Annotated in this window: 10 protein-coding genes; 5 read left to right on the top strand and 5 right to left on the bottom strand. The window is 37.3% G+C overall.

Annotated elements, in window-relative coordinates:
• Positions 1-200: 200 nt before the first annotated feature.
• Positions 201-827 carry a chloramphenicol acetyltransferase gene (locus BWI92_RS12880; RefSeq protein WP_095163668.1) on the bottom strand — a complete coding sequence of 209 codons (627 nt, stop codon included), beginning with the start codon at positions 825-827 and terminating at the stop codon, positions 201-203.
• Between the two features lie 155 nt (positions 828-982).
• On the opposite strand from BWI92_RS12880, the gene BWI92_RS12875 reads away from it, so the two are divergent.
• Positions 983-1549, top strand: a complete 567-nt coding sequence (locus tag BWI92_RS12875; protein ID WP_095163667.1) for a Crp/Fnr family transcriptional regulator — start codon at positions 983-985, stop codon at positions 1547-1549.
• 301 nt (positions 1550-1850) lie between these two features.
• Here BWI92_RS12875 and thiD read toward each other — a convergent pair whose 3' ends face one another.
• From thiD to BWI92_RS12855, 4 genes are all read right to left on the bottom strand, one after another.
• On the bottom strand, positions 1851-2645 hold the full coding sequence (thiD, locus tag BWI92_RS12870) for a bifunctional hydroxymethylpyrimidine kinase/phosphomethylpyrimidine kinase (RefSeq protein ID WP_095163666.1): 795 nt from the start codon (positions 2643-2645) through the stop codon (positions 1851-1853).
• A 241-nt stretch (positions 2646-2886) separates the two neighbouring features.
• Positions 2887-3414, bottom strand: coding sequence for a hypothetical protein (locus BWI92_RS12865; protein ID WP_095163665.1), 528 nt, complete (start codon positions 3412-3414; stop codon positions 2887-2889).
• A gap of 417 nt (positions 3415-3831) precedes the next feature.
• Positions 3832-4986, bottom strand: a complete 1155-nt coding sequence (locus BWI92_RS12860; protein WP_095163664.1) for a TIGR03364 family FAD-dependent oxidoreductase — start codon at positions 4984-4986, stop codon at positions 3832-3834.
• Positions 4987-5272: 286 nt separating this feature from the next.
• On the bottom strand, positions 5273-6013 hold the full coding sequence (locus BWI92_RS12855; RefSeq protein ID WP_095163663.1) for an HAD hydrolase-like protein: 741 nt from the start codon (positions 6011-6013) through the stop codon (positions 5273-5275).
• 258 nt (positions 6014-6271) lie between these two features.
• On the opposite strand from BWI92_RS12855, the gene BWI92_RS12850 reads away from it, so the two are divergent.
• The 4 genes from BWI92_RS12850 to BWI92_RS12835 all read left to right on the top strand — a co-directional run bounded on the left by BWI92_RS12850 (position 6272) and on the right by BWI92_RS12835 (position 13570).
• Positions 6272-7567: a DUF5690 family protein gene (locus BWI92_RS12850; protein WP_095163662.1), complete on the top strand. Its 1296-nt coding sequence runs from the start codon at positions 6272-6274 to the stop codon at positions 7565-7567.
• 281 nt (positions 7568-7848) lie between these two features.
• The gene (locus BWI92_RS12845; protein WP_229363012.1) at positions 7849-11112 is read left to right on the top strand and encodes a SusC/RagA family TonB-linked outer membrane protein; all 3264 of its coding nucleotides are present in this window, start codon (positions 7849-7851) and stop codon (positions 11110-11112) included.
• A 156-nt stretch (positions 11113-11268) separates the two neighbouring features.
• A complete protein-coding gene (locus tag BWI92_RS12840) occupies positions 11269-12741 on the top strand; it encodes a SusD/RagB family nutrient-binding outer membrane lipoprotein (RefSeq protein WP_095163661.1) in 1473 nt (490 codons plus the stop codon).
• A 259-nt stretch (positions 12742-13000) separates the two neighbouring features.
• Entirely contained in the window at positions 13001-13570 is a 570-nt protein-coding gene (locus tag BWI92_RS12835; RefSeq protein ID WP_095163660.1) for an HD domain-containing protein, read from the top strand.
• Positions 13571-13636 lie beyond the last annotated feature (66 nt).

Raw genomic sequence — 13636 nt, 5'->3', positions numbered from 1 at the left:
GTGCAAGGGTTGAGTCTTAAAGTAATTTAGGTCTATCATATTAGTAACATTAAGGCGTTCGAAAGTAGTTTTTCGAACGCCTTTGTTGATGCTATCTTTCAAATAGTACCTCAGTCTATGAAATTATTGCGTCTCCACAACAGTAATATAATCAGTCAATTTGGGATGCCCCATAATAGTTGGCGAACAACCTTCATGCGCTAAAACTCATTCATCAAATCCTGAAAACGGTCGACATATAATCCAACATGATATCCATCTACCAAGGCGTGATGCACATGAATAGAAACACTCATGCTTTTTTGCCCATCTATTTCGGTCATTTTACCAAAAGATATTTTCGGACAGCTATCTGGAAAAGAAAAACTTCTTGCATGAGATATTGACGTAAAATCAAGCCAAGGAATGGCAGAGTAATGAATCAAGTTCTCACCCGAGATAGCAGGCATTAATCCAGTAGTACTATGAACTCTCTCAATTTCATTCTTTGCGTTTTGATAAAACTGTTCTTCCGACTCATCATAATAAACATGCCCAAATCCAAAAGTACCATTAGGACGGCTAATAGTTGGAGAAGCGTTTATAATGTCGAAGCAGTAAGGATTATGGTCAATGATTCGATATCTAAAATTTTCTATTTCATTGGCTGCTTTTAGAGAACGGTACAAGTAATACCAGAAAAAAGATTGTCCCTTTTCTTTGGCATTTTGATAGGCAATAGTGCAGTCTATTTTTACGGTTACCCCGTAAAATGGCTCTTCAAATTTTGAGAAAAAAAGGTAATGCTCCTTTCTATTCCACTCCTCAAGATTAATCAATTGTTTCATAGATTTTTGACTTTTCAGTTAATTAGAAAACTTCATTTAAACCAAAGTTGATGCTCATAGCTCCTTCCGTTCGGTCTTTTCTATTAACTTTGTTTTTCTTCTGCAAAAATCTTAAGAAGCAAATACATTAAAAAGGACATTTGTCCCAAGGCAAGATGTTACGAACCAATCAAAAGTTTTTAGATTACATACAAGGTATATACGATAGTCCACGAAATCAGAGTCATATTTTTCAAAAATCTTTTCAAAAAGGTCAAAAACTACTTTTCCAGCACCAAACCACTCCTAATGTCCTCCTGATTCAAAGTGGTATTACAAAATGTTTTTTTAACGAAGAAAATGATAAAGAATTTATTGTAGAGTTTTTGGGAAAAGGTGAAATCGTTGGAGAAATTGAGAGTATCAGACAGATGCCTTGTTTGTGTAGCGTAGAAGCCATCACCGATGTTTCAGCACTTGTGATTCCTAGTCCTTATTTTCAAGAATTATTGGGGCAAGATTTACAACTAAACAAATTATTACTTGAAGCCTTTGCCGAAAGAATTGTGAATACATCAAGTAGGGCAGCGTTTCAACAATTATACACGGTAGAACACAGTCTATCAAAGCTACTGGAACTTCAACAAAAGCAAGAAATTCAACTGTCAAAGGAGGAAATGGCTGCCTATTTGGGCATTTCGGTACGGAGTCTTAATCGGAGTTTGAAAAGTATGAAGTTGTAAAACTGAGGTTTTCAACATTTCGGGTTGTATTGAATAAGTAATTCTTTGAATGAACCTATTTGCTAACAGCAGAAACTCAATAATTGCGACCGAAGTTAAGTCATATCTCACGGGACATTCAACAAAAAAGCGGTCGAAAACTGTTTTTCGACCGCTTTTTTGTTGAATAATTGCTAGATTTCACTCGGCTTAAGACGCAATCATTGCGTCTCTACTGCTAGAAGACAAATTTTAAAATAATCACTCACTCACTCACACAATCACCACTCACTCAATTAAAAATGCGAGATATTTATCCTGATTAAATATGCTTCAAAGGGCCATTTCCTCCTCCTAACTGATAATCTTTTCCTCCTTCGATAGACTTTATGACGTACTCGGTTGCTCGTTCTACTGCGTATTCTACACTAAATCCTTGTGCTAAGTTTACTGCGATCGCCGACGATAATGTGCAACCTGTTCCGTGAGTATTGTTTGAATTTACCTTTTTATGATCTAAAAAGAAGATTTCCCCAGTAGATTTGACCAGACAATCTGACAATACTTCCTCTTCCAAATGACCGCCTTTTAGCAAAACACTCTTAGCACCAAATTTCAAAAGCTCCTTAGCAGCTTCAGGCATTTGGTCTTTTTCTTTGATTTCTTTGCCTAATAACCAACTAGCTTCTGTAAGGTTGGGTGTTAGCACAGTGACCAAAGGAAAAAGTTGCTCTATCATCAATTGTAAACCTTCTTCGTCCAGTAATGGATGTCCGCTGGATGATAAAAACACAGGATCGAGTACGATTGGGATTTTAGGAAACTGACTTAATATATCGATGACTTCTTTTACAATCTCAAATCGGTGTAGCATACCGATTTTGATAGCAAGAGGTTTTATATCTGTTAAAATTGCCTCTACCTGTTCTCTTACTGCCTGTGCTGGTACAGGATAAATACCGCTAACGCCTAGGGTATTCTGAACTGTAATGGCAGTAATCGCCGTACAGGCATATCCACCCAAGGCAGCAATGGTAATCAAATCGGCCTGAATTCCTGCGCCAGAGGAAGGGTCAGAACCAGCAATGCTTAAAACAGGAAAGTACGTTTTCTTCATAACAACAAATATACAAATTGCCTACACAGCATAAGACACAATCTTCATACTAATTGTTTCCGATGGTTTTACTTTCTAGGAAAATTTATTTTTGTTGTCGCTATTTTACTAATTCTTGTGTAAGAGGTGATTAGAATATCCTTTATTTGGGACAAATAGATTGCATTGTTTCGAGCGTCTTATCTTGATTTTTGAATCTGTAACCTTATATTCTAGTTTTATAACTTGCGATCCCGAGACCTTAAAGTGGAAGCCTATTCTTCGAAGCTACCTGAACAAATAGTGCTGAGATGAGAGGAAGTTTTTTAAAATTAGTAGGCTGAAATAAATCCATCCGCCAATCAAGTTTTTCTATGACTGCAATTAATTGAGGGTTAGAGGAAAAACTTTTTTTGATATTATGCCTTGTCAATGGCTTTATATCACCATAGGCGCCATCGCTGAAGTAATAAGAAAAAGAACTTAAATCTGTAGCATTTTGTACTCTGTAAACCCAAAGTCCTTCTGTCGAAACGACTTCATACGTTTTATTTTCTGTAAAACGCCATTGTCTTCCGTTTAATTTATACCCGAAGGCATTTTCAGAAGAGTATATCGTTTTGGAACCCTGATTTTTTAAACTAACAGTAGAAAATCGCTCGTGAATTTTTGAGTTTTCTGGCCTAAAGGCTTTATTCTCAATGAAATCCGCAGCTGTCAAAAAGACACCATCTTGGGCTTGAGAGGCAAGCGATATGAGTAAAAAAAGTAGCGTATAAAATTGATTCATGGTTCTCAAATTTGTTTTCACAAAGGTGAAAATCCAAACTCAACCCATGATTAACGAAAGATTAATTGAATATTAAATGAGATTTGAAAATCGGAAGACTTGGTAATGATTTGGTAATATTGATTAGTGAGCTTTTATTTGATAGGAGTATATCTGTTATCACCAATCACTAGTTTAAGACTTAGTTTTGGTCTTGTTTATTTACAGTTTTAAAACTGAATCAACAACTAATCCATGTACGAAGGATTCTAAAAATGACTATTTCGGATGTGGTATATAGAAAGTGTAATCTTTTATATTTTGAAAAAATAAAGGTTTTTTCATTATTTCCGAAATCAGAAATCTCAAATCCGCCATAGTTGGAAATCCTTCGTACAGTTCTAAATTGTTGTCGATAATTGAATCATTTGGTATTTTCTACTGAGAAAAAATCTCATTTATCCTTTTTTCAGCATAGCCCGGTGAAGTAGTCATACCCTTCCCTCCGATTCCTGTGGCAATATAAATTTTGTTATCAAGTTGATGCTCATAGATACCACCATCAGCCGTTTGCGAATAATAACCAGCCCAATAATTTTGAATATTCCAATTAGGGAGTTTCATGATACGCTGTGCTTCTTTTAATATCAGTTGATTAATGTCCATATCAATACCAAAATCAAGCGTGGCATTTTCATTTACCCCTGCATACTCATGCGAATCACCAATGATAACTGAACCATTGAAAGCTTGTTTAAATAGAATATGAATTCCCCAAGCGTTATAAGGCTTTTGCCATTCTGGTTGTGAAATTTGAGGATATGAAGCACAAGATTTGAAGCTGTCATAACGACGAATACTCAACCCAGACAAGATATTTCCTTTTATTTGAACATCTTTCAAAGGATAAGTCGACATCATATTAAGCTTACTTACCTTCATGCCACTGTTTTCAAACAAGGTTGGAAACAACGCTTTGAAATCTCGACCATTACAAATGGCGACTTTCTCTGCATAAAATTTCTCTCCTTTAGCACTCACGACTTCACAGATCCCATTTTTGATATGACAGTCTACGATGGTAGTATTATTTACAAAATCCAAATTCCATTTTTTGATGAGAATTTCACGCACACGGTGCACCATCGTTCGGGGTTCTACAGAAAACTCATTCGGAAAAAATAACCCTAGCTTGTAATACTCGTTTTGTAACATGGGCATACGCTCGAAACAAACTTTTCTGTTCATGAGCTCACAAGCATATCCTCTGATTTTGAATAAAGCACGTGCCTCCTCCAACAACTTTGCCTCATCATCATCCGAAGCAAAATAGTACGAACCATTTTTTCGGGCAGTAATATCAGTCAAACCTTGTAAACTTTGGTAAATTTCCAAAGAACGACGACCATATTCAAACCAAGTATCAAGCGCTTGACCAGAGGGTACTACTTGTCCAAAATTTCTCACAGTGGCTTCCATCGGCTCTGAGTCTTTTTCAATCATCAGTACCGATTTACCCATTTGTAAAGCATGGTAGGCATGGAAAGTCCCAAGGTTTCCTGCTCCTACTACAATCAAATCATATTTTTTCATTGGTTATAATTTTAGGGGCAATAGGAGTGTTGAATTATGAATTAGTGCTGTACGAAGGATTTCAAACATTTACAGACTGGGAATTTCTGATTTCGGAAATAAAGTAAAATACCTTTATTTTTAGAAAATAGAAGATTATACTTCCGAAATCCAACATCCGATATCTGAAATAAAGAGTTTCCATAATCCTTCGTACAGTACTAGTTATGAATGTAAAATATTGACAACCATAATTTTACATTCACAATTCAGCATTAATACTTATTTGCCTCTCAAGTTTTATCTATTACGATACAAGGCTCTTTTCTGAAATCTCTTCGATGATTGGTTTCAAGGCCAATAGATTTGGCAATAAGCCATCATTTCTATGGATATTTAATTGGCTACGTGTATGTGTACCGTTAGTTACACCCAAAGACAAACGTACACCAGCACGCAATCCTGACTTGAGGTCAGATGGAGTGTCTCCAATATTAATTACACGTTGTGGATCCTTTACACCTAATACCTCCATGGCTTTCTGAATCATAAATGGCTCGGGACGACCTTTGAGCACGTCGTCTGGCGTAATAGAAACATTGATTATGCCTGTTCCGTCACTTTTATAATGTTGGTCAAGACCTTTAAGCCAGCCTAATTTTCCCAAGATAATATTGGCCACTTTTCTATAGAAACCAGTTGTTAAAGCAATTTTTATATCCTGAGTTTTTAGATATTCAAAAATCTCTAAGCAACCCTCTGTCGGATAAATATCGTGCTCCAGATAATGATCCTCCAAAATCGAGCAAAACTCTGTGTACGATATATCTACATACTCCGACAATTCTGGATGCTTTTCACCCAATAATTCTACCCACAACATCTCAAAAACTTGTCGCTTGGCATAACCTTGTAAGGCCAAAACTCGCTCAGGCGTTACACTCAATCCTGTACGGGCTGCCGCTTGCATAAAGCATACTTCTACCTCATGGCGGTCGGTAACTGTAGTTCCTGCCATATCAAAAACGACTAACTCAATAGGTTTCATAAGAGACGAATATTTTATTATTAACTAGAAACATCTATCAGAATGGCGGTGCCAAGTCTGTACTTCAAAGGTAACAAGAGTACTTTTAAGCAAATATTAAATGTCCGTTAAGCCTAATTAATAGACTGAATTACAAGAAGTTTTATTTGTATTCTTGTCAAAAAAAGTTCTTGGCTTGCCAGAAATTTTTCTGATAGTCAATTTGATCAATCACCTGAACTTTCGTCACATAATACTTTAATAAATATCTCATTTTTCATGCGTGCGAGTTTACAATCATTATTAAAAAAGAGTTCTCCTTTATTTAGAGGTATATTTTTGGGTACTATGGCTTTTAGTACTTATTTCTGTATGTATGCCTTTCGTAAGCCATTTTCAGCAGCAACATATTCAGATTTGACCTTGTGGGGTATCGACTACAAAATTGTATTGGTAGTGGCGCAGGTATTGGGCTATGCTACTGCCAAAGGTATGGGTATAAAAGTCGTGGCAGAGGTAAAGCCACATCAAAGAATGCTGTATATCATAGGAATGATCTTGTACGCTGAAATTTGTCTTTTGTTATTTGCCCTTGTACCTGCCCCCGACAACTGGATGTTTATGTATCTCAATGGTTTGGGCTTAGGAATGATTTTCGGTTTGGTTTTTAGTTATTTAGAAGGTCGCAGAATCACGGATTTATTAGGTGCAGGCTTAGCGGTTAGTTTTATCGTTTCTTCAGGTATTATTAAATCAGTATCCAGATGGGCTTTATCTTTTGGTATAGATGAGTTTTGGATGCCATTTGTGGTTGGGCTTTGCTTTTTCCCTGCGCTAATAATATCTGTTTGGTGCATGAATTTGGTACCTAAACCCGACGAACAGGACAAATTGGAACGTGTAGAAAGAGTGCCGATGTTTGCCAAACAACGTCGAAAATTCATGAAAAAATATGGTTTGGGTATGGTTCTACTGGTTTGTATTTATGTTTTGATGACTGTATTTAGAGATATACGAGACAATTTTGGAGTTGAAATTTGGCAGGAATTAGGTGTGAGCGACATTAAGATTTTTTCAGAAACCGAAATCCTGATTGGTATCGCCATTAGTCTTATGACCGGAGTAGCATTCTTAATCAAAAATCATAAAAATGCACTATGGTTCAATCATGGTTTGATTTTCGGAGGTTGCATACTTATGCTATTGGGTACTTTATTGTACAATGGAGGCTCGATTACAGGCTACTGGTGGATGGTCTGGAACGGACTCGGGCTGTATATGGTTTATGTACCTTTTAATGGAATATTGTTCGACAGACTATTAGCAGCGCTCAATGAGCGTGGTAACGTTGGATTCCTATTTTACACCGCAGATTTTTGTGGATATTTAGGAAGTGTTTTTGTATTACTTATTAAGAATTTCGGGAAAAATCCTATTTCTTGGCTCGACTTACTCAATGCTTTTGCCCAACTTTTACCAACACTTTGCATAGTATTAGTAGTCTCATCTTACTTTTATTTCAATCAAATTTTTCAACAAAAGACAAAATCAGGCTTGCGTTTCTTGGGGGCTTAAATCTCAATCCACAGCAATTAATAGCCGATTCTCTCAATTTTATCTACGCTTAATACTTTACTAACACAAACAGCGAATATAGCACATATTACACCTCTAAAGTTTAATCAAGCTTAATACAAGCTTGAAGGTAAGGTTATTTTTTGATTGTAGGTTTGCATCGTTTTTCAAAAGGAAATTTCAGCGAATCCTTGGTTTTGTCCTAACCCATAAAACTCAAATCCCTAGATTCGTTTTACCCAATTTCTTTCCTCTATCACAAAACAAAACACACAAATCAAATGAAAAAACTTTTACCCATGCTAGGGAGGTTCCAACGTAATTTTACGTGGTTTATGACTTCAATGTTTGTCCCAGTTTTAGTGCTTTGTTGCTCAATGACTACAATCGGACAAATCTCTGGTAAAGTAAGTGCTGCAGACGACAACTCTCCACTTCCAGGAGTTTCGGTTCGTGTAAAAGGTAGCGAAAAAGGTAGTTCAACTAGCGCAGATGGTGGCTACAAAATCAATGCAAAACCATCTGATGTTTTGGTTTTCAGTTTTATCGGTTACGCTTCACAAGAAATTGCAGTAGGCAACAAAACAACCATCAATGTTAGCCTAGCACAAGAATCTAAGATGCTCCAAGAGGTTGTTACGACAGCTTTGGGTATTTCGAAAGATAAAAGAACGCTTACCAACTCTATCCAATCCGTTCAAGGCGTTGAGTTGATCAAAGCTCGTGAACCAAATGCCATCAACTCATTGAGTGGTAAAGTAGCAGGTTTGACAATTGGAGCTTCTGCAGAAATTTTAGGCCGTCCAAACTTAGTGTTGCGTGGTAATACCGATCTTCTATTTATCGTAGATGGTGTACCTATCAACTCTGATACTTGGAATATTTCGGCAGATGATATTGAAACTTATTCGGTATTGAAAGGACCAAACGCGGCAGCTTTGTATGGTTTCCGTGGTAAAAATGGTGCAATTTTGATTACGACGAAGAAAGGTTCTAAAGATAAACGTGGTTTTTCCGTTGAGTTTAACTCTTCAACGATGGTAGAAAGTGGCTTCAACGCTATTCCGAAAGTTCAGGATTTGTATGGACCTGGAGACCACGGAGTATATGAGTTCGTAGATGGTCGTGGTGGCGGTAAAAATGACGGCGACTACGACATCTGGGGACCAAAATTTGAAGGTCAATTGATTCCTCAATATGACTCGCCTATCGTGAATGGTGTTCGTCAAGGTACGCCTTGGATTGCGCGTGGTAAAAACAACTTGACTCGCTTCTTGCGTGATGGTTTGCAATCAAACAACAACATTGCCATTTCTTCAAGTACTGAAAAAGCTGACTTGCGTTTTTCATTGTCAAATAGCTACCAAAAAGGTATCGTGCCAAACACACAGTTGAATTCTATCAACTTCAACATGTCGGCAGGTGTTAATTTCTCGAAAAAACTTCGTTTGGAATCAAATATCAACTTCAACCGTCAGTCAACACCAAACGTACCAGATGTAAACTACGGACCAAACTCTTTGATCTACAACATGGTAATTTGGGGTGGTGCAGACTGGGATGTTGACCAATTGCGCAACTACTGGCAGCCAGGCAAAGAAGGTATCCAACAAATCTATGCTGAATACCAACGTTACAACAACCCATATTTTGTAGCTTACGAATGGACAAGAGGTCATTACAAAAATGATATCTATGGTTATGCTTCATTGAACTACAAAATAAATGATAATTTCGAATTGACAGGTCGTACTTCAGTAACTTCTTATGATTTATTCAGAAATGAAAAATTACCATACTCTGCCACTACATACGGTCGTGAGGAAGCTAAAGGTGATTATCGTGAAGACAAACGTACTTTGTTTGAAAACAACACTGATATCTTGTTGAAATATAGCAAATTGTACAACAATGCCTTTGATGTGAAAGTATGGGCTGGTGCGAACATTCGTAGTTTTAGCTATCGTTCAAGTTTTGTAACGACTGACTATTTGAACACTCCGGGTGTGTACACTTTCGCTAACTCACTTCGTCCTGTGAAAGCATTCAGTTTTGCATCAGATATGGAAGTTCAAAGTGCTTATTACTCAGCTGACTTAGGATACAAAAGCTATATCAACTTATCTGCAACGGGTCGTGTTGACCACCTTTCTACTTTACCAAAAGGTAACAATACTTTCTTCTATCCATCTTTTGGTTTGAGTACTGTCATTTCCGATTATGTGACATTACCATCTGCTATCTCATTCTTGAAAGCACGTGCATCATATGCAAACGTAAAAGACGGTTTGACTCGCTCAACAATTGGTTCAACTCCTAGTGGCTCGTTCCCTGTAGGCTATGGTGTTGACTATGCTTCTTCTTATGATGGTCCAAGTTATGCCAACTCAGTAGGATATACTATCGCACCAGGCTATAATTTGCTACCTTCATCTTCATATTCTGACAAATTGGATAATGCAAGCTTAAAGCCGAATACTACTGAACAAATTGAAGCAGGTCTGGAGTTGAGTTTCTTGAAAAACAGACTTTCAGGTGAAGTTACCTATTTTACTTCAAACGATGGCCCACGTATCTTCAACCGTGATTTATCACAAACTACAGGTTATACCAATGCAATCGTAAACGGTATTCGTACTCAAAAAACAGGTTGGGAAGTTTCATTGAAAGCAACACCTGTAAAGACTCAAGCTTTCAAATGGGATATCGTATTGAACTGGTCAACCTATAAAGAAGTATTGAAAGAAATCTACGGAAACATTTCTTCATTGCCTTCTAACTACTTTGTAAGTGGTAACCCTTCAAACATCACCCTTAATACTGGCGACAGAATCGACCCAGTAATTGTTTCAACTTATGCTCGTACTGCTGACGGTCAAATCATCAACGATGCAGGTGGTCGTCCGATTGTTTTACCTCGCTCTACTTTCCAAGGTTATGCCAATCCAGACTGGGTTTATGGTATCAACAACAAGTTTAGTTACAAAAACTGGTCAATGAATATTTTATTAGACGGTCGTGTAGGTGGTGTAATCGAAGACTATATCCGTCGTCAGTCATTCCGTGGTGGACGTAATATAGAAACAGTTGAAGGTGCTTTGGGTGCTGCTCGTGAGCAAGACGTAAAAGGTATCAAATCATACATTGGTGAAGGTGTAAAAATCGTAGAAGGTACACCAACTTATGACCCAACTACTGGTGCAATCACTAACATGAGCCAATTGAAGTTTGCTTCAAACGACATTAAGACATTCGTACAGGATTATATCAGCCGTTATTATTCAACATCTGAAGGTAACATGATGAGTAAGACTTTCTCAAAAATTCGTGAGATTACGATTTCTTACAATGTTCCTGCTCAATTGTTGAACCGTACTCCATTCAAACAAGCGTCTGTTTCATTTGTAGGTCGTAACCTATTCTACTTCGTAGATAGCAAACACTCAGGTGTAGACTTAGACCAATACACAGGTTTGAGTACAAGTACAGGTCTTCAAACGCCAACTATGAAGCGTTTCGGGGTAAATCTTAACTTAGTATTCTAAAATACCTTGAACAAGCGATTATGAGTGATGAGTTGGGAGTAACGAGTGATGAATTTTAAATACAAATACTGATTTTCAAAAAATTAAACTCATCACTCTCAATTCATCACTAATATCTAACTTTTAGCAGTTTTAAATTCTTTAGCATTTACAACAATGAAAAAATATATAGCAGCACTTTGCGTGGTTGGTTTACTTTCGAGCTGTAATGATTATGCAGTTTTGGAGAAAAACCCCAACTTACCAACCTCAGTTCCAGCTGAACTTACCTTAAGAACAGTTCTTAGCAATATGAACGAAGGCGCTTGGAACGACGCCATGCGTAGCAATCAATTTTACTGTTCTAACTATAACTATTACAGCAGTAACGAATACAACTGGTCAGCAGCTTCTTTGCAATTTACAACGTTGAAAAACGTAATTAAAATGGAAGAAGAGGCTATCCGTAGTGGAGCAAAAGCGGTGAATCCATACGCAGCAGTTGGTAAATTTTTGCGTGCATATTACTACACAAAAATGACTTTGGCCGTTGGTGATTTACCAGTAAAAGATGCCTTAAAAGGACTAACAGTTGACCAACCTACTTACGACACCCAAAAGGATGTTTTTGTACAAGTATTAAAGTGGTTGGAAGATGCAAACACTGACCTTACAACCTTGATTGCTGCAAGCGATAAGTCATTGACAGGAGATATTTATTACAATGGTGATTTGAGCAAATGGCAAAAAGCCGTTAACACTTTGAAATTGCGTGTTTTGGTTCATTTAAGTAAAAAAGCGGATGATACTGATTTGCAGGTTAAACAACAGTTTGTGAACACCATCAGTAACCCGACTAAGTATCCTTTGATGACTTCAAATGATGAAGCATTACAGTACGTTTGGAGTAGCAACAATAAATACCCTCGTAACCCTGATAACTTCGGTAACAACGCAACGCGCGAAAATATGTCGAAAACTTATATCGACATTTTGAAAGAAAACAACGACCCTCGTTTGTTTATCGTGGCAGAACCTGCTGAAGCAAAAATTAAGGCTGGTATTCCTGCTACAAGTGTCGCTGCATACGAAGGTGCAAGTTCAGGCGAAGATTTGGCAGATATGTCAACAAAAGTATTGAAAGGAGAATACTCTTTCCAAAGCCGTAAGCGCTATTACAGCAACTATGTAGGTGAAAACACTTTCATTTTGAGTTATTCTGAAATGTGTTTTAACATTGCAGAAGGTATCAACCGCGGTTGGGCAACTGGAAACGCGCAGAACTGGTACGAGCAAGGTATTAAGTCTTCAATGTCGTTTTATGGTGCTGCTTTACCAGCTAATTATTTGACTCAATCTTCAGTACAATATAAAGGAAACAATACTGACGGTTTGACTCAGATTTTGAAACAAAAATATGTAGCATTTTTCCAAAACTCAGGATATGAGGCGTTTTATAACCAACGTCGTACTGGTATTCCAAGCTTTTTGATTGGACCAGGAACAGGTAATGGCACAAAAATCCCAAAACGTTTTCAATATCCTCAGTCAGAATTTACCACTAACAAAACTAACGTTGAAGCGGCTTTAAAACGTCAATTCACAGATGGTAAAGATGACATCAATTACGATTTCTGGATTTTGAAATAGTATTAAATTCTTATATGGTGAATTCATTAACCTGAAGATTATAGTCGGAGGAAAATTGGGAGTTCATAAAATATCGCATAACAGTCGTTATCGAGTAATAACCTCCAACTGAGTGGTTAATGATGCGTAGAAATAGTGAAGCCCTGCTTCACTATTTTCTTTTTAAGGGTATTTGAAGTTTCTGATTGCAGATATTGGATGTTGGATTTCGGAAATAAAAATTACTCAATAATTCACTAAATGATAACTCATTACTAAAATGAAAAACAACCCAGAACAAATCGTAGAGGAAATTTTCGCCTTATTTGACCAACAAGGTGGCAACGAATATATTGGTGAACCTGTCACTATTCTTGAGCATAGCTTACAGGCTGGTCAACTGGCACTCGATGCCAACGAAGAACCCTTGGTGGTATTAGCCTCTTTTTTCCATGACATCGGACACCTTCTTCCAATGCAAGCATCGGAGGATATGGAAGGAATGGGTCATTTGAGACATGAGGTAATAGGCGCTGACTTTTTGGTATCAAAAGGCTTACCTGAAAACATGGCTATTTTGGTAAAAAACCATGTGCAAGCCAAACGTTATTTAACCTACAAACATCCCAAGTATTACGAGCAACTTTCGGAAGCAAGTAAAACAACCCTCAAATACCAAGGTGGTGTCATGACTCCAGACGAAGCAGAGGCTTTTGAAAAACACCCTCTTTTCAAAAAAAGCCTGCAATTGAGAGCTTGGGACGAACAAGCCAAACTTACCGACTGTGAGGTACAACCATTAGATTTTTACCGAAAACTTTTATTAGAATTTCTCGTTACCCAAGTATAGTTAAGATGTTATTGGTTAATTGTATATCAGTTGTCAGAACCTTAACATGAGAAATACACTTAAGTT

The sequence above is a fragment of the Flectobacillus sp. BAB-3569 genome, from assembly GCF_002270355.1.
Classification (GTDB): domain Bacteria; phylum Bacteroidota; class Bacteroidia; order Cytophagales; family Spirosomataceae; genus Flectobacillus; species Flectobacillus roseus.
The sequence above is the reverse complement of the archived record's forward strand: the minus strand, read 5'-3'. Positions and strand labels throughout refer to the sequence as shown.